Genomic DNA, 21,388 nt, shown 5'->3' with positions numbered 1-21,388 from the left:
ATGACTTATGAGACAGCCCTTCTGTATGCTTCATATCGTTTAGAGGAACCTTTAATTCAAACTATACGCTCCCTTTTTAATATGGTGTATTCCCCGATTGACTTGTCTTACCCGATGCAAAGCCTTTGAACAAGGTCGGTACTTTGGAGTAACGTGTATTTGTAATTTTCCCTTGTGATGTACTGCTGTCCGTACGCATAATCGAATCTTTGACATTGGAGATGTCCGAATTGTCCAGCGTCATGTTCACGGCGAAGGACGTCCCTCCATTTTGACGCACCAGCTTGCCAATATCATCTGCCCTGAAATTTTTAATATTAATTGTCCCGGCTGCATTCATTTGAAACACTTTATCATACGCCTTGTATGCTGCCCCACCAGTGATGTTGACCGTTCCGGAAGACTTCAGTGTCAGTGCATCTTCTCCGACATCCTGCCAGACTACATTCGATATATTACAGCTGCCATAACAGTGAACACCATCAGCAGCAGGTGATCCGATAATTACATTTTTGAGTGAAGCGCCGGCTTCCAAACGAAATACCGGTTTCTGATTTTCTGCTTGGGACCCATCGCCCAGTGTGGAGGGGTTGGCTACATAGGTTTGACCTTTACCATCAAAGGTAGTACCCTTTGGTACAACAATCGTTGAGTTTACAACCGTAGGCGCAGCAGAAGCTGGAATTGCACCGAATAGTGAAGCGACCAGACCGGCGGACAGCAACAACGTCAACATTTTTTTCATCAATAATTCCTCCCTTATTCACTCGTTTTTTGGTAGTGTACAATACTAAGCTTGTACGGGAAGTTCGGCAGAGGTGCACCTCCGCCGAATTACAACCTAATACTACCAAATAAGGAAGGTAACAAGAATAATCATTAGATCAGTATTACAATATATAGCATAAAACCTGGGTAGCTGACGTCCTCTTCTATCACTCAACAGCATATGATGTGCTGATCTCAACTTGAGATATGCTTCATTTACAGCTTGAAACTCAAACAAAAGAACTAAGAATCTATAAAAAAAGAAACCCTTGTCTATAAAAAACAGGATCTCTTCAAAAGAATTACATCATAAGAACGATGATTTATTCAGAATACGTGTCTAATTTGATTACTGAAATGTGTAGAAAGGGTCTATATTAGTAAATTCATTTACTGCGTCAAAAGTTACTGCCCCAGTATCCGAGACGTTCATTTTGAAAACAACCCAATATCTCTCGTTGCCGCTTCCTTCTGAAACAATATACTGTGCACTCGGAGTGGCTACTGCTCCATGATATACTTCAATTTTAGCACCGGAGCTTTTAATTGTACTTTCTCCAGAAAAATGATGTACATAGAACGTATACATTCCAGGAAGCAAGTGACGAATTGTGGTAGTCTCAGGCCCGTAGGAAGTGACATCATCTAAGTCCAGATCAACCATAAGTTCGTCATTGTAATAATGTTGCTTGTCTGAGAAGAACGTATGAAATACGCCCTCATCCCCTGCAGGACCAACGAGATGAGAATCTAAGTCGCGTGGGTCTTTCCCCCATGTCAAAACGATTCGTGTTTCATCTTGTGAAGGTACCTCAATTGCTGTTTGATTCTCATTTTTATTCTCTACATTTACTGCTGCGACAGCAACTAAAAATGTTTTTATATACTTTGTACTTCCTCCGCCCAATTCACCTGTATATATGCCTGGAGGAAGATATATTTGATAATTTCCGTAGGTGTCAGTCGTAACTGATCCAACAATTTCACCCGTCTTGTTATCCAGACCTTTTCTGAAATCAATTGCAAGATTCGCAACTGCTTCTCCAGCCACATCTTTGATGTGTCCACTGAAACCTGTTAGCTTGATTGCTCCACTTTGACTTCCAGCAAAAAGTGTCTTATCAGCATCAGATTCTATAGTAACATATAGAGTATTTCCATAACTGTCAACAGGGTCAAAAGTAAACTCTCCGTTAGCATACTGGAGATTATTCAAATGCTTTTCTGCTCCATTTAAATAGGCTGTAACGATGAAATGATCTGAAGTCAGAAGGCTCATATCAATATCTGGTGTAAATTCAAGTTTTGCACTTCCATTTGTGACATGAATCGCTTTAAGTGTCGGATAACTTTCCCCTTCATTATAAACAGCGACCGTTACAGGAACATACATTTCAAAGTTGCCATATTGGACTTTAACTTGCGTCGTACCATTGCCTTTGGCCTCAATCTTACCTGAGTTCACAACAACAATGGAATTATCCTCCGCTTCCCATTTCGCCATGGAAGTAATATCTTTAGAAGCCGTTCCAGTTATTCCAGTAAAAACAATCTGACGTGTTGAATTCATTGCTGATAACTCTACTGACCCAGGAGAATAAACGACTTGAGTCACTGTGGGATCCACTTCAATGGTTGGAGACTGACTAAGTTGGCTAAAATCAACTCCATCTACATTGACTTGGGCTGAAACTAATGTTCCCTGTCCAGAAAATTGAACAATTGCATTTAAAATGGCCCTGTTTACTACTGCTCCCTGTCCAATTTTAAATGACGAACTCAATGCTTTTTCTAATACTTCAAGATTACCAATTGTAGAATCATCACCGAATTCTACAGACACTTGTTCGGCATGAACCAATACAGAATCAAAACTTCCTTTAAAACTTACTAAAGAGTTATGTGGAACGGATTCTGCTATTTCAATCGGACCAATGCTACCCGTCGAGCTGTTTTCTACAATCGCTCCAGATTTGATTTCAAGCTGTTGAACATCGCTTCCACCCTCAAGTACCAAACGGATACTACCATCTGCTTTATTAACAATGACTGTTGCCAGAATCGAGTTCACCGCATGAATACTATTGGGTCCTCCACCTTGGATCTCTGTGGTTCCTGTAACGACAACATTATCAAGTGTCACATCACCGTCGCCAACAGATTGAAGCACTTTCAAATTACCGTTGATTTTAGTGTTCTTTAATATAACACCTTGAGAACTGATCGTCACATTTCCAGTTACATTCCCAAGTGTATACGTACCTGGAGATTTAAGATTATTGGATACTTGCTCATTACCTCCAGTATTCCCACTATTGTTACTATCGTTCCCCTTACCACTGGAGCTACTTTCACTATTTCCTTTATTACTACTTTGAGAAGGTTTTGGGCTTTCCGGTGTTGCTTCATTTGATTCTTCTGTTGCTTCCTCCGCTTTTGCAGGAGTCATGTAATTATCATATGTAGACTTGTTGGTTACAAATTCATATGCAAGTCTCGCCAGAGCCTGTCGATCCGCGACACCTGAAGGGTTAAATTTCACAGTTCCATCTTTTTGAACCATCCCTTTGATGAAACCGGATTGATAAGCCATAGTTACTGATTCTTTAGCCCAATTAGATACTTGATCCAAATCGGACAACAAAGGTTTAGCAGATTGACCCGTTACATCTTGTTGTTTCCAGCCAAAGGCTCTGACAAAAAACACTGCTAATTCTTCTCTAGTAACATTTTTGTTAGGTGAGAAACTTTCTTTTGATGTACCTTGGGCTATCCCAGATTTGACAAGTGCACCGACATATCCCGCATACCATAAATCTTCTTTAACATCCTTAAATTGGATTGCCTCTGAAGCATCTGGCTTCAAATTAAGCGCACCAACCATGATTTTTGCTAATTGAGCTCTTGTTACAGATTGCGATGGCTTGAAAGTGTTATCTGCATATCCAGTGATTATACCTTGTTCTACCAATTTTGATATTTCAGTTTTGGCATACGACTTATTAATATCAGTAAGAGAACTTTTAGAAGTAGCTACTTCTGCTGATACAGATAAACTCATTGATAACATGGAGACAACCAGCGACGTAGAAAGCATTAAAGATAGTTTGTTGTTAAACTTTTTCCATTTCGAATTCAAAACTAAGACACACTCCTCTGTAGGCTTCTGGTAGGTAAAAAACTATAAAATATGAATCTTTAGAACCAATACACCTCCTTGCCAATAGGATAATAATACCATGACAATTTATAAAAACAAGATTATTAATCTATCATTTTACAAAAAAGTTGTTAAACTGGATTCATCTCGTTTCTTCTTCAGAGGATTAGTCCATATAAAAAAACATACCAAAATGAAATTAAATCTTTCATTTTGGTATGTTTTCAATTTTTACTTTTCACTTAGTGTATCGTTATACTAGGCTCCAAACCGCTGACGATATCCGCACTTCCGACATAACTCCTCCACTGCTTCCCGTTTGGAGAAACCATAGAACAGATTATTGGCTCTTTCACCATCCACGATCTCCGAGAACGACTTCTCATGAACATTGCCCAAGTTAATTACACCCTCACCATCAAGACAACATGGAACCACAGTTCCATCGACAAGCACAGCCGCCTGACTGCGAAGTGCGTGGCAGAAGCCTTTGCCGTCGTCTTCCGGTGCATCAAGACTTGGCCACTGGAACTCATGATCCTGATTCAGGTACACATTCGGGGCAATTTTGACACCGCTCCCCGGTACAACTTTTTCTTCGATACGGAAATCCAGGTTGAACTCCCGTTCAAGAACCTCCAGTGTCTCCCGGTTTCTACTCATCTGGGCATTCGTGAAGTTATCCTGTGTCAGATTCCAGAGTCGGAATGAAATAATGACATTGTGCTTTACGGCTTCCCTGACAAAAGACAATACATTGCCTAGATAACCCTCACGGTCTGTGGAACCTTCATGACCATCAAAGCTGTGCAGAGAGAAGTTCATTTGGCGCAGTGCCGGTTTGCCGAGCAGCTTGTGCTGGGTCTTGGGCAGCAACGTTCCATTGGTCGTAATGTTGACCTTGAATCCTTTCTCATGTGCGGAATCCAGTAACAGATCAATTTTGGGATGAAGCAAAGGCTCCCCTTTAACATGTAAATATATATGTTTGGTGTGAGGTTTAATCTGATCCAATATATTGTTGAAGACTTCAGGGTCAATGAAATTTTTGGCACGTTTGGTCTGCGGACAGAAGCTGCATGCCAGATTACATATACTTGTGATCTCAATATATACTTTCTTGAACGTTTTCAACTCGGGGTCCCCATTCTGCTTAGGAGGGAAAAGAACAGTCCCACCCTCATTTGTGATCCGGCTCTTATGCGCCACCACTATTATATCGGGTTCGGGAGCCGAGGTAAATCCGAGAACCAGTTTATCTGGTTGTGTCAAAATTATTTAGCTAATGCCAAATTAACAGATTCAATGGCATGTATTCGTGTTGTATCAAATAATGGAACTTCTGAATCCTCTGGTTTTACTAATAATCCAATTTCGGTGCAACCTAATATTATCCCCTCAGCTCCATCATCAACTAACCTCTTGATTACCTTTTTATAATAGTCCCTTGATAAGGGTTCAATTTTCCCTAAACATAATTCCTCATATATTATTTTATTGATAATTTTTCTATCCTCTTCATTCGGTATCAAAACCTTAATACCATTCAATTCAATTCGTTTTTTATAAAAGTCTTGTTCCATCGTATATTTAGTGCCAAGTAAACCAACCGTACTTATTTTGGACTTATGAATTTGATCTGCAGTTGAATCAGCAATGTGTACAACGGGTAAGCTTACTTTTTCTTCAATATGATTCATCACTTTATGCATCGTATTTGTACAAATTACAATCATTTCAGCTCCTGCCTTTTCCAAAGACTGAGCAGCATTCCCTAATAATTTACCAGCGCTTTCCCAATCACCTTCAGCTTGATAGCGCTCGATTTCTTCAAAATCCACGCTATATAATATGCACTTGGCTGAATGCAATCCTCCCAATTTAATTTTCACTTCTTCGTTAATTATTCGATAATATTCTAACGATGATTCCCAGCTCATTCCACCAATAAGGCCAATAGTTTTCATAAACACTCCCCCTTTTCATTTGATATATCCCGAAAGCAAATTTAATAGACATTGTACCGTATCTTTCTTATTAAATAAACCTGCCCCAGTAAGAGGAGTAGAGAGTCGATGTTTCTCTTTTCCCCTTTCTATTGTCACCTATAGATTCTTTCAATCGAAGTATAGGATGTATTGATTGTCCAGGTTATTGTGGTTGCAGGATCGCAATGCTAGAATCTAAACAATTTAAAAACCAAGTTAAAACGTAAGAATAATAAGTTATAAAGGGAGTGTATCCATGATTACGGTTAAAGCACCCGCAGTATATGTACACGAGGCTAACATTCTTGAGCAAAGCGGATCGCGTATAGCACAGCTTGGGCAGCATGTTCTCATCATCGCTGGTGAGTCAGCGTTGAAAACTGTACAGCCCAACCTTCTGCCTTCACTGGAAGAGCATCAGGTCAAGTTCCATGTGCAGCTATTTCGTGGGGAAGTTACGACAGGTCAGATTGATGCGTTCACCCAGCAAGCCTTCGATCTGGACGTTGATCTGATCATCGGCGTCGGGGGCGGTAAAGTACTCGATCTGTCCAAAGCGGTTGCCGAACAAGCCGGGCTGCCGATCGTAACAGTCCCAACCATCGCCGCAACCTGTGCTGCCTGGTCCGCCTTAACCGTGCTCTATGATGATCAAGGGCGATCTGCAGGTTATCGCCCCCTGCGCCGCTCGCCGGATCTCGTTCTGGCAGATGCTCATATTCTCGGAAGTGCACCAAGGCGATATTTGGCCGCTGGGATCGGTGACACGCTCGTAAAATGGCATGAGTTCGCCGTTAATCTGAGTGGCAACGCCACCAGCCTCACTCTCCGAAACAGTGTCAGCACTGCCAAGCTTGCACTCGATATTCTTGAAGCGCATGCCATCGATGTCTATGAATCCACCGATACAAGCGGTAGTACACCTCAATTCCATGATGTTGCCGATGCCATTATTGTGCTCGCAGGCCTTGTGGGCAGCATTAGCGATGGATCACTTCATGCCGCGATTGCTCATGGACTACATGATAGCCTCACCAAATTACCCGAAACACACACTTCACTACATGGAGAAAAGGTAGCCTTTGGACTGTTTACCCAGTGGATTCTTGAAGGCAAAGCAGGGGATGAGCTTCATGAGCTGCTCACTCTGTTACATAAGCTGAATCTGCCGATCACGCTTGCCCAACTTGGCATACAACAACAGTCTCAGGAAGCTGCTGCACGCATTGCAGCAGGACTACAACTGCGGGAAGGCAGTGCGGTACATCTGTCCTTCGGAGTTAGCACAGCGCAGGTAACCGAAGCCATTCTTCAGGCAGACCGTATCGGCCGAGCGTTTATTGCATCCAGCAAATTCAGTGAGTCCGGTAATTCCAGTGAGAGCATTTCACATACCAAGGAGGTTTCTTCCCTATGATTCGTCGAAATCGCCGTTACTCCCTACCTTTAACCGCGCTTGTGAGCGCACTTCTCTTGCTGATTGTATCGGGCTGCTCTACAGGAGCTGATCATCAGGCTACAGGTACAGGCACAACACCGACAGCGGCATCAGCTGCTTCGAATAGTGACGTTACCATACGGGTTGGTCAGACCGGATGGGGCAATCTCGAATTGGGGCTAAAAGCCGCCGGACTCGATGACACCCCCTATAAAGTCACTTATAACGTATTCCAGGGAGGAAACCTGATCCTTGAAGCGATGGCTGCAAACCAACTGGACTTCGGTGTAACCAGTGAAATCCCGCCCATTTTTGCTTCTCAGGCTGCCAACGGTGGAAGCTTCAAAATTATTGCGGTACAACAAGGCAGTACCTTAAATCAGGAGGTTGTTGTTCCCAAAGGTTCAACGATCAAATCGGTTGCCGATCTGAAAGGCAAGAAAGTTGCTTTTGTGAAAAATACAACGGCCCACTATTTCCTGCTCAAAATGCTGGAGGAAGCCGGATTAACCTGGAGTGACATCAGTCCGGTTGAACTTACAACAGCCGATGGACTCAGCGCCCTGATCAGCGGAAAAGTGGATGCCCTTGCGAGTTACGGCAATGCCATCATCTCCGCACATCAGAATGAAGCAACGACGATCGCCAGCGCCAAAGATATCCTGTCAGGCAGCTTCCTTGTAGCCGCCTCCGATCAAGCTATTGCGAATGAGGAACAGAAAAAGGCCCTTGCCGATTATCTGGAGCGAATCAACAAATTCAATGATTGGGCGCGGGCAAATAAGAATGAATGGGCTCAAATTACAGCAGACAACACCCACCAGCCTGTGGAACAAGCGCTTAAAACCTACACCGATGGAGAAGCACAACGGTCCTCACGCATTGTTTCAATATCCGACGAGGCCATCCAGTCCGAACAGGACGTTGCGGATACGTTTCAGCAAGCGGGTATTTTTGAGCAGGCAGTGGACGTGAGCCAATTCTGGAGCGACGCTCTTAGTGATCAGCTTCCAGCTCCTGGTAGCCAATAACGAACGAAGCAAGGAGGTATGTATAACGTGCGTTCTAACACTTTTAACCGGGCATGGTTTAACCAATGTATTCCTTTTGTTGTACCACTGCTCATTCTGGCTCTGTGGCAATGGCTCACTGCGTCTGGAGTCGTTGCAGCCAATATTTTGCCCCGTCCCGCTCAGGTGCTGGAGGCCTTCTTTCGTCTGCTTCGTAACGGTGAGTTGCTGAACAATATAAGTATCAGCGCCAGGCGGGCTTTGGGAGGTTTCGTCATCGGGGGAGGTCTGGGTTTCCTGCTGGGTGTACTGAATGGCATCTCCTCTCTTGCGGAAAAGATCGCCGACTCCTCGGTCCAGATGATCCGTAACATTCCGCATCTGTCCTTGATCCCCCTCGTTATTGTGTGGTTCGGGATCGGTGAAGAAGCCAAATTATTTCTCGTTTCCCTGGGCGTATTCTTTCCGGTATATCTGAATACGTTCCACGGCATACGGTCGGTCGATCCCGGTCTGATTGAAATGGGCAAAGTGTATGGCCTCAGCCGTTGGTCCCTTTATAAGGACATTATCCTGCCTGGTGCGCTGCCTTCCATTCTGGTGGGTATTCGGTACGCACTTGGCATCATGTGGCTGACACTTATCGTAGCCGAGACGGTTGCAGCGGATGCGGGGATTGGATACATGGCGATGAACGCGCGGGAATTCATGCAAATGGACGTAATTGTCTTAAGCATTCTGCTATATGCCCTGCTGGGCAAGCTGTCCGATACCATCGCCAAATGGCTGGAACGGCGCTGGCTGCGCTGGAACCCGGCTTTATCCCGCAAGTAAAGCCAAAGGAGCGTGAATGAATCCATGAGCACAAGTCAGATCAGCCCCTTTCTTCAAGTGGATGGGGTCCAGAAATCGTATGATCAGCGCACGATTCTATCCGACATCAACGTCAGTGTGAGACAAGGGGAGTTTGTAGCCATCGTTGGACGAAGCGGCTGTGGCAAAAGTACGCTGCTGCGTCTGATCGCCGGGCTGGAACCCCCCTCTTCTGGAAGCATTATGCTGGGTAACAGAAAGCTTGGCACTACAGCACCTGAGACACGATTTCTGTTTCAGGAAGCCCGGCTGCTGCCTTGGAAATCCGTGCTCGACAATGTACGGCTGGGCATCCCCGACAAGAACAAGGAGGATGCACGCCAGTCGCTTCGCAATGTAGGACTTGGAGAGCGTGAAGGTGACTGGCCAGGAGTATTATCAGGCGGGCAAAAACAACGTGTCGCCTTGGCACGGGCACTCGCGAGTCATCCGCGATTACTGCTGCTGGATGAACCGCTCGGTGCATTGGATGCATTGACCCGTATTGAGATGCAGCAATTAATCGAACGTTTGTGGGTAGAAGAAGGGCTGACCGTCATTTTGGTCACTCATGATGTCAGCGAGGCGGTTGCACTTGCTGACAGGGTACTGTTAATCGAGGATGGTCATATAACGATGGATACCCGAATTACGCTGGAGCGGCCACGCGTTCGGGATAGCGGGTTTGCTCATTTTGAAAACCTGATTCTGAATCGGTTGTTGACTCCTCCACAAGAAACAGCACAGCAGATTGCCCAGAAACAGATATCATTCTCGATCTAATTCTACTGGAAAGAAGGTATGATCATGCAATCCCTTTCACCCATTCCCTCTCCTCCTGTCAAAGACCTGTTAAATCAAATTCCAGCCTATACGCCTGCCAAATCCATGGAACAGATTCGGCGGGAGTTGGGACTGGAAAGCGTCGATCGACTCGCAGCGAACGAGAATCCGTTTGGCTCTTCTCCCTTGGCTGCGGAAGCAGTCCGATCCCTGGGCTCCGATCTTTTGGCACAATACCCCGACGGTTCCAGCCAATTGTTGCGTGACAAACTTGCGGAGCGGCTGGGTGTGCGTACCTCCCAACTGGTATTTGGCAGTGGATCGTTCGAGCTACTGACCCTTACCGCCCAAGCTTATCTTAATCCCGGCGAGGAATCACTCATTCCTGTGCCCTCCTTTAACTGGTATAAAGGTGCTACGCTGCTGGCAGGCGGTGTTATTCATGAAGTGCCTTTGGTCAACCATTCGCTGGACCTGGAGCAATTCCGGCAACGGATCAATGCTTCAACCCGAATCATCTGGCTGTGCAATCCGAATAATCCGACCGGAACCATTTTCACGGCAGATGCCCTGCTTGGTTTACTCGAACATGTTCCCTCCCATGTCGTGGTTGTCCTGGACGAAGCATATTATGAATTCGCGGAAAGCGAAGATTATCCGGATACGGTTAAGCTGCTGGAACAGTACAATAATCTGATTATTCTGCGGACCTTCTCCAAAATATATGGGCTGGCCGGCCTGCGAATCGGATATGGCATCGGGAATGAAAGCATCATTGAAGGCATTAACCGGGTCAAGCTGCCCATCAGTCTGACAGCCACATCCCAAGCCGCTGCTTCGGCCAGCTTGGATGATCATGAATTTGTCTCTCATTGCCTGCACTACAATCGTCAGGGACGGGAAACGTTAATGCAATCCTTTGATCAGTGGAAATTACCCTACATCCCTTCCGAAACGAATTTCATCATGGTTGATCTGTTACAGGACAGTGGCCCCATTACCAGAGAATTGTTGAATCGAGGCATCTCTGTTCGCGGCGGTGCCGAATTCGGCATGCCTACCTGGCTTCGGATTACGATTGGTACACCTGAGCAGATTGCCCGTCTGATCCGTGAGCTGGGCGCACTCATTCCCTAGTCGGTATATGACTTCTCCCTCATTCATTTATCTTCCTCACCACGACCTGCCTGATCCGGCTCTTTACATTCCGCTTCTTTATGATATATGCTGAGTACACAACTGCATATCTTGAACATTGCACTAGGGGAGCCTTGCGGCTGAGACGAATCGAACGATTCGGACCCTTTGAACCTGATCTGGATCATACCAGCGGAGGGAAGTGGAGCGGCCTTTCAGTAAGTGGATTTTTTCATGTTGATGATGAAATTTAATGTGATTTGAACTTACAGACCCACTCATTTCTCCGGAAATGGGTGGGTCTTTTTCGCGTTCTGCGGGCAGATCAGAAGGTGTAATTAGAGATCCCGCAGTTTGCTGTTTGTTTGATAACGAGGAGGAAAGGAAGCGAGAAAATGGGTGACGACATCACCATTCACAACATGAGCTATGCTTTCCCGGGAAAAAGGGATTCCCCCGTGCTCTCCAATGTGTCGATGCGTGTAGCGAGAGGAGAATTCGTCTCGATCATCGGCTCCAGCGGCTCCGGTAAAAGCACCCTCTTCAAGCTGCTGGCAGGCTTGCTTGAGCCCACCCACGGAATCATTGAAATTCCTTGGGTTCAAGAAGAAAAGCGACTGGGCCAGGTGGCCTACATGCCGCAAAAGGACCTCCTGTTATCCTGGCGAACCGTCATGGAGAATTGCATGCTCCCCTCCGAACTTGCTTCAGGGCGGCAGGATAAGGCAAGGATGCGAGCGGACATTCTCGCTGGGCTCGACAGATTTGGCTTATCCGGCTACACGCTTGCTTACCCGGACGAGCTGTCGGGTGGCATGCGCCAGCGTGTCGCGCTTTTTCGTACTTTGCTGACAGGCGGCCAGCTCATGCTGCTGGATGAACCATTCGGCGCACTCGATGCCCTGACCAAACGGGAGATGCATCGGTGGCTGCTGGAGCTGTGGGAAGGCCTGGGCAAAACCGTGTTGTTCATCACGCATGACATTGAAGAAGCTCTGCTGCTCAGTGATCGGATTATCCTGTTAACTCCGGTGGGCCAAGGCCAACAGTTGCAGGATCTGACGGTACCTTTGCCGCGTCCAAGACATTCGGACATGATCTACGAACCGACTCTCGTTCAGATGAGACGACTACTGGAGGAACAATTGCATGCGAGACGGTAATTTGAGAGATAGCATGAAGCATAGCGTAAGAGGTTGGCTTGCCCGTTATGGTCTGTTTCTTTTGCTCATGATCTTGCTGCTTGCCCTCTGGGAGTGGATTGTGCATATGGGATGGGTGCCTTCCTTCATCATTCCAGCCCCGACGGCGATTGCCAGTTCGCTGTATGAACATCGCCACCTTCTGCTGGCTACACATCTGCCCGCTACCTTGATGGAAGTTGTCGTTGGTTTTGGCTTGTCTATTGGTGCCGGAATTGCACTTGCAACAGGTATGTATATGAATCGGTCGATTGAAAAAGCGTTATATCCCTTCATCTTGATCAGTCAGACGATTCCGTTGATTGCCCTGTCCCCCGTCTTCATCCTGTGGTTTGGCTACACGCTGTGGAGTAAAGTTGCGGTGGTATTCCTGATCGCATTTTTCCCGATTGTAGTTAGCACCTACGATGGGCTGCGTCAGGGTGATCCGGAGCAGCGTGAACTGCTGCTGACGATGGGGGCCAGCAAGTGGGATATTTTTCGCAAACTCCAGATTCCACATGCCCTTCCCTCCTTCTTTTCGGGACTAAAAATGTCTGTGGTGTACTGTGTGGTCGGTGCAACGATTGGGGAATGGCTCGGTGGAAGCAAGGGTCTCGGTTATTTCAGTCGCAGAATGTCGAGCAACATGAACACGGATGCGATGTTCGCCGCTATTGTGCTGTTATCCCTGCTTGGTATCGCCCTGTTTGTACACATTGCATGGCTGGAGAGAAGATTCGGTGCACCACGTCATGCAGGTAGAAGAAAGGCTGGATAACTTTCGGAGGTAGACCTGACGGGACAGGTTTATCTTACTTAGCGTCTTCCCCTTACTATCCGCTGGGAGGCCACTGCAGCACATCGGTTTCCAATCACCGGTATGTAGAATTTTATGAATTTCATAACAGATAACAAGGAAGAAACGAGGAACTTACGTAATGAATAATAAGCATATATATTCCCTGCTCCCTCTCCTGCTCATAGCCCTGTTGCTGATCGTTAGCGGATGCAGCAAGACGGGCACCAACACGCCTGCTACGGATTCAGCTTCCAATACAAAAGATACAGAATCATCTGCGACCGAAACGTCAGTAGATTCCAAAGACAAGCTGTCCATCATGCTTGATTGGTACCCGAATGCAGTGCATTCCTTCATCTATGTAGCTCAGGAGAAAGGATACTTCGCGGATCAAGGTCTGGATGTTGATGTTCAGATGCCTGCCGACACCAATGACTCACTCAAACTGGTTGCTGCCGGAAAAATCGATCTGGCGCTGAGCTACCAGCCGCAAATTTTGCTTGCGCGCGGGGAGAACATTCCTGTACGTTCCATTGCGGCCGTCGTTCGGCATCCACTCGTTCATCTATTGACTGAAGCAGACGGTAAAGTAAAGTCGCCTAAAGATCTTGAAGGATTGACGGTCGGCTATTCCTCAATTCCTCTGTATGAAGCCATGGTGCGTACCATGATCAGTCAGGATGGAGGTAATCCCGACAAGATGAATCTGGTAGATGTGGGATTTGACCTGATTCCTTCCCTGGCTTCCGGGCAGGCAGATGCCATTATCGGCGGTTTTATTAACCATGAGCAATTGATTCTGGAAAAGGAAAGCCACGCTGTGAAATCAATCAATCCCGTCGATTACGGCGTACCTGATTATTATGAGCTGGTACTGACTGCAAGTGATGCAGGCATTGAAGCGAAAAAAGAACAGCTTACCCGCTTTATCAAAGCGATGCAGGAAGGACAAAAATATGTGACAGAGCACCCCGAGGACGCACTGAACATTCTGCTCGCGCATGAGAACGAAACTTCTCCACTTGACCCGGAGATCGAAACCAAAAGCCTAAATATTTTACTGCCACTGATGAATGAAAAGGCGGGCAGGACGCCTCTTCTTGGGAAAACGTACGTGCATGGCTGGTTCAAAGTGAATTGATTCCCGATTCCGTGAAGGCTGAGGATGCTTTTATCAACTTGCAGGGTGAGTAAGGAATCGCTTGCGGGATGAGATCAATCAAAATCTGAAAGTTGTCGATTCATTATTGCTGTCGTCCACCTGAGTAATTTCGGGATTCAATTCCTATCATTCATTGGAACCCCCCAATTCAACAACATTGCAGAATTAACAACTGATATAAGGGCAACCCTGCCCTGTCTGCTTCTATTAATCAGATTGCATATTTATAAGGAGGATCTTATATGTCTTATCTGGAACGTGTTCGTACACAAAATCCACTTGTTCATAACATTACTAATATTGTCGTTGCTCCCTTTACAGCCAACGGTTTACTTGCACTAGGTGCATCTCCCTTTATGGCCTATGCGCCTGAAGAAGTGGCTGACGTCGCCAAGATGTCGGGAGCGGTGGTACTCAACATTGGCACACTGGACGAAAAAGTAGTTGAAGCGATTCGCCTGGCTGGGCAATCGGCTAATGCAAATAACGTGCCTGTTGTGCTCGATCCGGTTGGAGCTGGCGCAACCGCGTACCGAACGGAAACCGTTCAGATGCTCGTTCGCGAGATTCGCCTCACGGTATTGCGCGGCAATGTGGCCGAAATCGCCAATGTCATCGGCGAGCGTTGGAACATCAAAGGTGTGGATGCAGGTCAAGGTGAGGGAGACCGAATCGGAATAGCGGAACGTGCAGCACAAAAACTCGGCTGTGTGGTCGTCATTACCGGACGCGAGGATGTCATTACGGATGGGCAAACGACTTTTCTGACGAGTAATGGACATGCCTTGCTCACCCAAGTGACTGGTGCAGGCTGCTTGCTCAGCTCGGTAATTGGTGCATTTGCAGCCATAGCGAAACCGGGAGACGACCTGCTGAGCAGTGTTGTGGAGGCACTCGCTTTCTATGGCGTTGCAGCAGAGATTGCGGCGGAACGTACCGCTGACCTTGGACCGGGCAGCTTCCAGATCGAATTGCTGAACCAACTGGCCCAAGTAACACCTGACATTCTCGCGCAGCGGGCACAGGTTCGCCGGATTGATAGAGGTGCACAATGAGTATTGCGCAGGCTTTGACGATTGCTGGTTCCGATAATGGCGGCGGCGCCGGAATTCAAGCTGATCTGAAGACCTTTCAGGAGCTCAGTGTATACGGCATGACTGTAATTACAGCTATCGCTGCCCAAAATACAACCGGTGTGCAGGGCGTCTTCCCCATCTCATATGAAGGTATTGCTCAACAGTTGGATTCGACCGGTGATGATTTTCAACCTACAGCAGTGAAGACGGGTATGCTCTATAGTGCCGAGATTATTCGGCTGGTTGCCGAGAAATGGCAGCAATACAGCTGGTCCAATCTGGTCATCGATCCGGTTATGGTTGCCAAAGGCGGAGCCCCTCTGCTACAACAAGAGGCCATTCAGGCGCTAATTACAGCATTGCTACCTCATGCCCTGATCACGACACCGAACATCCCGGAAGCCGAGCTTCTTACTGGAATGTCTATCACCAATCTGAGTCAGCGCGAAGAAGCCGCCAGGCGGATTGTTCAGATGGGCTCTACGTATGCTTTGGTAAAAGGTGGTCATGATGAGGGAAGTGGCATGATTGTCGATGTGCTTTATGATGGACAGTCTTTTCATTACCTGGAGAACGTTCGGGTGGTGACTCGACATACCCATGGTACGGGATGTACATATTCTGCGGCCATTACTGCCGAATTGGCGAAGGGCGCAGCTGTGCTGGCTGCCGTCAAGACCGCGCGAGCATTCATTCAGGCAGCCATCGAAGATGAGCTGGGGATCGGGGCCGGACATGGGCCAACGAATCATTTTGCGTATCAGCGCAGACTGCGGGATGAGCAGTGATGCGTCATCTGGATGCAGAAGCGGTACGACGCGCGATGCAGGTGTATTTGGTGATGGGCAGCGTGAATACCACGCGTGACCCTGTGGAGGTGCTGCGCCAAGCCATCGCTGGCGGCATTACGCTGTTCCAGTTCCGGGAAAAAGGAACAGGCGCTCTGGTTGGCGAAGCACGCATCACGCTTGCGATGCGGCTTCGCGAGGTGTGCAGCCAGCACGGGATACCGTTCATCGTGAACGATGATGTGGAGCTGGCTGTGGCAGTGGAGGCCGACGGTGTGCATGTCGGCCAGGACGATGCGGACGCGGCGCTGGTACGCGCCCGCATCGGAGAAGGGCGGATGCTTGGCGTATCCGCCCACTCCGCGGAGGAAGCCCGCCGTGCGGTGCAGGCGGGCGCCGACTATCTTGGCGTCGGGCCCATGTACCCGACGCGGTCCAAAGCGGATGCCCACGCTGTGCTGGGCCCCGCCGGGGTTGCCGAACTGCGCGCCGCAGGCATCGCAGTTCCGGTGGTGGGTATCGGCGGCATTACGCCCGATACCACGGCCGACGTGATGGCGGCAGGAGCCGACGGCGTAGCCGTCATTTCCGCCATCGCGGGCGCGGCCGACGTGCGCGCAGCGGCTGCGCAGTTCGCTGCGGCGGTGCGCGGGATGCAGGCGTAGCCATGCGCTCCCTGCACCGCCAGCCCGTGGGCTGCACCGAATAGATGGTGCAGCCCACATAAAAGCGCCTTGCCTCCTCTCCATAACAGAGGAGGCAGGCGCACTCCCCTACAGCGCAACAGTCTACAACATTGACAAGAAGCGCTCCTGCTCGCCCTAAGCTAACTGATTGTTGAAATTATCCAACCTCTCAATCATTCATTTAATTTACACATTTACTCAATCATTTATCCACTCAAACACTCAGCCATTCAGTCACCCAATCCACTCTCAAGATGCGGTTTCCATGCTCGCATCTTATTTTTCCATTTCACCTGTTGACTCTCACGTAACGTGACGCTGTACAATCGGTGGTGTAAGGAGGTTACAATCATGGCCATGAAAGTAAAAGAAGTAGCCAAACTTGTCGGGATCAGTGTGCGCACACTGCATCACTATGATGAGATTGGACTGTTAACACCGGACGAAGTGACTTCTGCCGGATATCGACTGTATTCAGATGCCAATCTGGAAATGCTGCAGCAGATTTTATTTTTCAAAGAACTCGATTTCTCTTTGAAAGATATCAAGGAGATTATAAGCGATCCCTCTTTCGATCGGGAAGAAGCCCTAAATATGCATCGCCGCATTCTATTGGAGAAGCGCCAGCGATTGGACCAAATGATTGCCACCATTGATAAATCAGTTCAGCACGTGAGAGGAGAAATTAAGATGACAGCCAAAGAACAATTCGAAGGATTCAATTTCAGCCATAACCCGTATGAGCAGGAAGCGCGGGAACGTTGGGGAGATCAAGCAGTGGATCAGGCTAACCAAAAATTACAGAACCAGTCTCCCGAGGAGCAAAAAGCCCTCTCCGATCAAATGAATGAAATCTACAACCGCCTGGCAGCACTTCGTCACACAGACCCAGCCTCTGCCGAGGCTCAGGCCGGAATCTTGGAATGGTACAGCTATCTGAACAACATGGGAACCTATTCCCCTGAAGCCTTTAGAGGGCTGGGCCAGATGTATGTGGATGACGAACGTTTCACACGGAATATTGATCAATTCGGTGAAGGTTTAGCTGTTTTTATGCGAAATGCCATGTCTGTGTTTGCTGACCGAAACAGCTAATCAGACGTTAGGCTTTACTTCCCATTTTGCATCATCCAATGTCCATCGCCATTAGGTGGTGTTCATTTACTTACACGATTTGAACATCACTCGGACGCGGCTCTTGCTAAGTTAATTCAAAAAGGGACGTACGCCCTTGGCGCTACGTCCCTCTTTTCGTATCTCAGCCGCAATGTGAACGCGCCTTTTACGGGCATCCACTCTGAGTACTCCTCTTTCCACGCTTGCAGTCCTGCATTCGCAGTCCTTCTGCGTCTCCAGTCGGATCAATTAAGCTCTTGGAGCATGGTCAGATGAAGATGCATTCGATGCCAGACTGGTTCTCGCCATCCGTCCTGGAATTTGCCATGCTGATACGATGGCCAATACAATGAATAACAGGTCAATCGGTTCGCTGAAATAGTCTGTAAAGGTATCCACAAACGCGCTAACCATCTCACCATCGAACACCAAATCCATCATGCCCGCATCGCTAAACAATTCCGATGTAAAATACACCACTGTCAGATACTTGCCCAGCAAAATGCCGATAAGTGCAAAGATAACTGCGATGACCTTATGTACCGTCGCGATCTGTTTGTTTGAGAACAATACGACGGCATAGCCTGTAAGCGCCCCAATGACGATAGCAATGAGCCCGAGCTCCCTCTCCGTCAAGGCAGCGATCACTGCCCACACAATGCCTCCTACAATTGCTGCCAATAATCCACCAACGATTGGCATGCCGATCTTGATCCCTTGTTTCTCTTCCACGTTGTCTTTCCCTCCTGAGTCATGCTTATGCTTCTTTTCCAGAATTCACCTTTCCTATGAAACCACAAATCCTCCTTTTATTCAACAAATTTCTACTTTTTTCTGACATATAAAATAAATGCGTTCGCTATGCTATGATTTCAAAATAACGCAAATATCCCCTCTAGCGCCCTTAAAGCTGGGCACAGAGGGGACATCTTTACATCTATTTATATTTATTAATAAGCTTTCATTATCTTATGAAAGTGTATCTCAGGTGCATTCCCATTTATAGCTGTGTTGCGTTGGAAGGTTGAATGACAGCAGCGATCTGTGCCAATATCGCATTCACTGATGCAGGGTCATTCACATCATATTCATCAATGTTCAAACGTAGCACCGGACAAGCCGTAAATTGGTTAATCCATACGGAGTAGCGCTCGTGCATATGTTCCCAGTAAGAACGATCTGTCTGGATCTCCATCTCACGTCCACGAACGGTAATCCGGTTTAGAATGGATGGCAGACTGCCTTCCAGATAGATCAGTACGTCCGGATGTGGGAAATATGGAGTCATTACCATGGCTTCAAACAAACTGCTGTACGTCTCGAAATCTGTCGCTGACATTGTGCCTTGATCCGCATGCATTTGCGCAAAGATGCCGGTATCTTCATAGATGGAACGATCCTGTACGAATCCACCGCCCAGTTCAAAGATTTTCTTCTGTTCCTTGAAGCGCTCGGCCAGGAAGTAAATCTGCAAATGGAAGCTCCAACGTTCGAAGTCATGGTAGAACTTTTCCAGATAGGGATTGTGGTCAACTTGCTCCAGAGAAGTCTTGAAATTCAATCGTTCGGCCAAAGCCGCTGTCAGTGTGGATTTTCCCACCCCAACGGTGCCTGCTACCGTAATTAATGCATTCGCCGGAATGCCATAGTTATTCATGTGATATACTCCTTTACCTGATTAACAATCTGTTTAAAATGTTCCGGATGTTCTACAAAATCGAGCTGCTCCGCATTCACCTTAATGATCATCGGCGGGTTCGGGCTGCCGGCCAAGTAGGCCATGCCTGTTTTGTAATCTGCAATTAACTGTTCCATATAAGCGGGGTCCATATCCTGCTCAAAAGACCTCCCACGTTTGTTGATACGGTGCATTAATGTACCGAGTTCAGCCTCGATATAGAGCACCAGATTGGGTTTCGGCAGATCATCCGTTAATAGATGGTAGATTTGGCGGTATTTATCCCGCTTTGTCCCTTTCAGGGTACGCTCGGCAAATATCATATTTTTGTAGATATGATAGTCCGAAATGACCGGTGTGTTCTGTTCAATATAGTGCGTGCCTGTGTCTTCTAGTTGCTTAAACCGGTTGCACAGAAAAAACATTTCAAGCTGGAAACTCCACTCATCTATATCCTGATAGAAGGAAGCCAGAAATGGATTCTCTTCTACAATTTCCTTGACCAGCGGAAGGTTCAATTCCTGGGAAAGCATTGTAGCCAATGTTGTTTTCCCCGCTCCAATCGGACCTTCCACGGCAATAAACGGGGCTGATTTCATCGTGTTCCAGTACCTCCTCGTACACATCGTGTTTCCGTTTCTATATAGACCTCACTTATTGTATCACAGCTTCGATGATGAGAATGCCAGTATTTTATGTATAAAATGAGTTTTATCTCTCCAATCAAGCGTACAAAAGACAGTTCATTGTAGTTTTAACAAACTCCCTAAAGTTAAAAATAAAACAAAAAAACACGATCAAATTAAATGATCGTGTCTTTTAATTGCTTGGCGGCGTCCTACTCTCCCAGGACCCTGCGGTCCAAGTACCATCGGCGCTAGAGGGCTTAACGGTCGTGTTCGGGATGGGTACGTGTGGAACCCCTCCGCCATCGCCACCAAACGGGCATTTGTATACCAAATGCGTTCAGAGATTATTCTCTGAAAACTAGATCCGAAACGAAACCTGCGATTAAAACCTGCAACTTGGATAAGCCCTCGACCGATTAGTACTGGTCAGCTCCATGCATTGCTGCACTTCCACCCCCAGCCTATCTACCTCGTCGTCTTCAAGGGGTCTTACATACTGGGAAATCTCATCTTGAGGGGGGCTTCACGCTTAGATGCTTTCAGCGCTTATCCCTTCCGTACATAGCTACCCAGCGGTGCTCCTGGCGGAACAACTGGTACACCAGCGGTACGTCCATCCCGGTCCTCTCGTACTAAGGACAGCTCCTCTCAAATTTCCTACGCCCACGACAGATAGGGACCGAACTGTCTCACGACGTTCTGAACCCAGCTCGCGTACCGCTTTAATGGGCGAACAGCCCAACCCTTGGGACCTACTTCAGCCCCAGGATGCGATGAGCCGACATCGAGGTGCCAAACCTCCCCGTCGATGTGGACTCTTGGGGGAGATAAGCCTGTTATCCCCAGGGTAGCTTTTATCCGTTGAGCGATGGCCCTTCCATGCGGTACCACCGGATCACTAAGCCCGACTTTCGTCCCTGCTCGACTTGTAGGTCTCGCAGTCAAGCTCCCTTATGCCTTTGCACTCTTCGAATGATTTCCAACCATTCTGAGGGAACCTTTGGGCGCCTCCGTTACTCTTTAGGAGGCGACCGCCCCAGTCAAACTGCCCACCTGACACTGTCCCCGCACCGGATTACGGTACCAGGTTAGAACCTAGATACGATCAGGGTGGTATCCCAACGGTGCCTCCAC

Annotated in this window: 19 protein-coding genes, 2 rRNA genes and 1 riboswitch; of the genes, 12 read left to right on the top strand and 9 right to left on the bottom strand. The window is 47.5% G+C overall.

Annotated features, from left to right (window positions below):
- Positions 1 to 76: 76 nt before the first annotated feature.
- The 4 genes from ACFTRD_RS00105 to ACFTRD_RS00090 all read right to left on the bottom strand — a co-directional run bounded on the left by ACFTRD_RS00105 (position 77) and on the right by ACFTRD_RS00090 (position 5,895).
- A complete protein-coding gene (locus ACFTRD_RS00105; RefSeq protein WP_192263473.1) occupies positions 77 to 745 on the bottom strand; it encodes a pectate lyase in 669 nt (222 codons plus the stop codon).
- A gap of 372 nt (positions 746 to 1,117) precedes the next feature.
- Entirely contained in the window at positions 1,118 to 3,907 is a 2,790-nt protein-coding gene (locus tag ACFTRD_RS00100; protein WP_379376827.1) for an S-layer homology domain-containing protein, read from the bottom strand.
- Positions 3,908 to 4,186: 279 nt separating this feature from the next.
- The gene (locus tag ACFTRD_RS00095) at positions 4,187 to 5,062 is read right to left on the bottom strand and encodes a radical SAM/SPASM domain-containing protein (RefSeq protein ID WP_024628996.1); all 876 of its coding nucleotides are present in this window, start codon (positions 5,060 to 5,062) and stop codon (positions 4,187 to 4,189) included.
- 140 nt (positions 5,063 to 5,202) lie between these two features.
- The gene (locus ACFTRD_RS00090; RefSeq protein ID WP_379376824.1) at positions 5,203 to 5,895 is read right to left on the bottom strand and encodes an aspartate/glutamate racemase family protein; all 693 of its coding nucleotides are present in this window, start codon (positions 5,893 to 5,895) and stop codon (positions 5,203 to 5,205) included.
- A 277-nt stretch (positions 5,896 to 6,172) separates the two neighbouring features.
- On the opposite strand from ACFTRD_RS00090, the gene ACFTRD_RS00085 reads away from it, so the two are divergent.
- From ACFTRD_RS00085 to ACFTRD_RS00030, 12 genes are all read left to right on the top strand, one after another.
- Entirely contained in the window at positions 6,173 to 7,333 is a 1,161-nt protein-coding gene (locus ACFTRD_RS00085; protein ID WP_379376822.1) for an iron-containing alcohol dehydrogenase family protein, read from the top strand.
- Entirely contained in the window at positions 7,330 to 8,385 is a 1,056-nt protein-coding gene (locus tag ACFTRD_RS00080; RefSeq protein WP_379376820.1) for an ABC transporter substrate-binding protein, read from the top strand. Before ACFTRD_RS00085 ends, ACFTRD_RS00080 begins: the two co-directional genes overlap by 4 nt.
- A gap of 27 nt (positions 8,386 to 8,412) precedes the next feature.
- On the top strand, positions 8,413 to 9,198 hold the full coding sequence (locus tag ACFTRD_RS00075) for an ABC transporter permease subunit (RefSeq protein WP_379376818.1): 786 nt from the start codon (positions 8,413 to 8,415) through the stop codon (positions 9,196 to 9,198).
- Between the two features lie 24 nt (positions 9,199 to 9,222).
- A complete protein-coding gene (locus ACFTRD_RS00070; RefSeq protein ID WP_379376816.1) occupies positions 9,223 to 9,999 on the top strand; it encodes an ATP-binding cassette domain-containing protein in 777 nt (258 codons plus the stop codon).
- 24 nt (positions 10,000 to 10,023) lie between these two features.
- On the top strand, positions 10,024 to 11,136 hold the full coding sequence (gene hisC, locus ACFTRD_RS00065; protein WP_192263452.1) for a histidinol-phosphate transaminase: 1,113 nt from the start codon (positions 10,024 to 10,026) through the stop codon (positions 11,134 to 11,136).
- Between the two features lie 115 nt (positions 11,137 to 11,251).
- Positions 11,252 to 11,354: riboswitch (TPP riboswitch) on the top strand.
- 177 nt (positions 11,355 to 11,531) lie between these two features.
- Positions 11,532 to 12,299: an ABC transporter ATP-binding protein gene (locus ACFTRD_RS00060; RefSeq protein ID WP_379376813.1), complete on the top strand. Its 768-nt coding sequence runs from the start codon at positions 11,532 to 11,534 to the stop codon at positions 12,297 to 12,299.
- The gene (locus ACFTRD_RS00055) at positions 12,286 to 13,098 is read left to right on the top strand and encodes an ABC transporter permease (protein ID WP_379376811.1); all 813 of its coding nucleotides are present in this window, start codon (positions 12,286 to 12,288) and stop codon (positions 13,096 to 13,098) included. The genes ACFTRD_RS00060 and ACFTRD_RS00055 overlap by 14 nt, the downstream gene beginning before the upstream one ends.
- A 160-nt stretch (positions 13,099 to 13,258) precedes the next feature.
- A complete protein-coding gene (locus ACFTRD_RS00050) occupies positions 13,259 to 14,260 on the top strand; it encodes an ABC transporter substrate-binding protein (protein WP_379376809.1) in 1,002 nt (333 codons plus the stop codon).
- A 263-nt stretch (positions 14,261 to 14,523) separates the two neighbouring features.
- Complete coding sequence (gene thiM, locus ACFTRD_RS00045; protein WP_379376807.1) at positions 14,524 to 15,336, top strand: hydroxyethylthiazole kinase; 813 nt, start codon at positions 14,524 to 14,526, stop codon at positions 15,334 to 15,336.
- Entirely contained in the window at positions 15,333 to 16,145 is an 813-nt protein-coding gene (gene thiD, locus ACFTRD_RS00040) for a bifunctional hydroxymethylpyrimidine kinase/phosphomethylpyrimidine kinase (protein ID WP_379376805.1), read from the top strand. The genes thiM and thiD overlap by 4 nt, the downstream gene beginning before the upstream one ends.
- Positions 16,145 to 16,810: a thiamine phosphate synthase gene (gene thiE, locus ACFTRD_RS00035; protein ID WP_379376803.1), complete on the top strand. Its 666-nt coding sequence runs from the start codon at positions 16,145 to 16,147 to the stop codon at positions 16,808 to 16,810. Before thiD ends, thiE begins: the two co-directional genes overlap by 1 nt.
- Before the next feature lie 372 nt (positions 16,811 to 17,182).
- Positions 17,183 to 17,926 (top strand): MerR family transcriptional regulator, encoded by a 744-nt coding sequence (locus ACFTRD_RS00030; protein ID WP_379376801.1) that lies wholly within the window; start codon positions 17,183 to 17,185, stop codon positions 17,924 to 17,926.
- A 270-nt stretch (positions 17,927 to 18,196) separates the two neighbouring features.
- Here the strand turns inward: ACFTRD_RS00030 and ACFTRD_RS00025 are convergent, their stop codons facing one another.
- The 5 genes from ACFTRD_RS00025 to ACFTRD_RS00005 all read right to left on the bottom strand — a co-directional run.
- On the bottom strand, positions 18,197 to 18,679 hold the full coding sequence (locus ACFTRD_RS00025; protein WP_379376799.1) for a hypothetical protein: 483 nt from the start codon (positions 18,677 to 18,679) through the stop codon (positions 18,197 to 18,199).
- Between the two features lie 268 nt (positions 18,680 to 18,947).
- Complete coding sequence (locus ACFTRD_RS00020) at positions 18,948 to 19,604, bottom strand: deoxynucleoside kinase (RefSeq protein ID WP_379376797.1); 657 nt, start codon at positions 19,602 to 19,604, stop codon at positions 18,948 to 18,950.
- Positions 19,601 to 20,224, bottom strand: a complete 624-nt coding sequence (locus ACFTRD_RS00015; RefSeq protein WP_379376795.1) for a deoxynucleoside kinase — start codon at positions 20,222 to 20,224, stop codon at positions 19,601 to 19,603. The genes ACFTRD_RS00020 and ACFTRD_RS00015 overlap by 4 nt, the downstream gene beginning before the upstream one ends.
- A 226-nt stretch (positions 20,225 to 20,450) precedes the next feature.
- A 5S ribosomal RNA gene (gene rrf / locus ACFTRD_RS00010) occupies positions 20,451 to 20,567 on the bottom strand.
- A gap of 83 nt (positions 20,568 to 20,650) precedes the next feature.
- Positions 20,651 to 21,388, bottom strand: a 23S ribosomal RNA gene (locus ACFTRD_RS00005); the annotation flags it as partial.

This window comes from Paenibacillus sp. NPDC056933, from assembly GCF_042674385.1.
Lineage (GTDB): Bacteria > Bacillota > Bacilli > Paenibacillales > Paenibacillaceae > Paenibacillus.
Note: the sequence above shows the minus strand (reverse complement) of the source record. Positions and strands in the feature narration are given on the sequence as shown.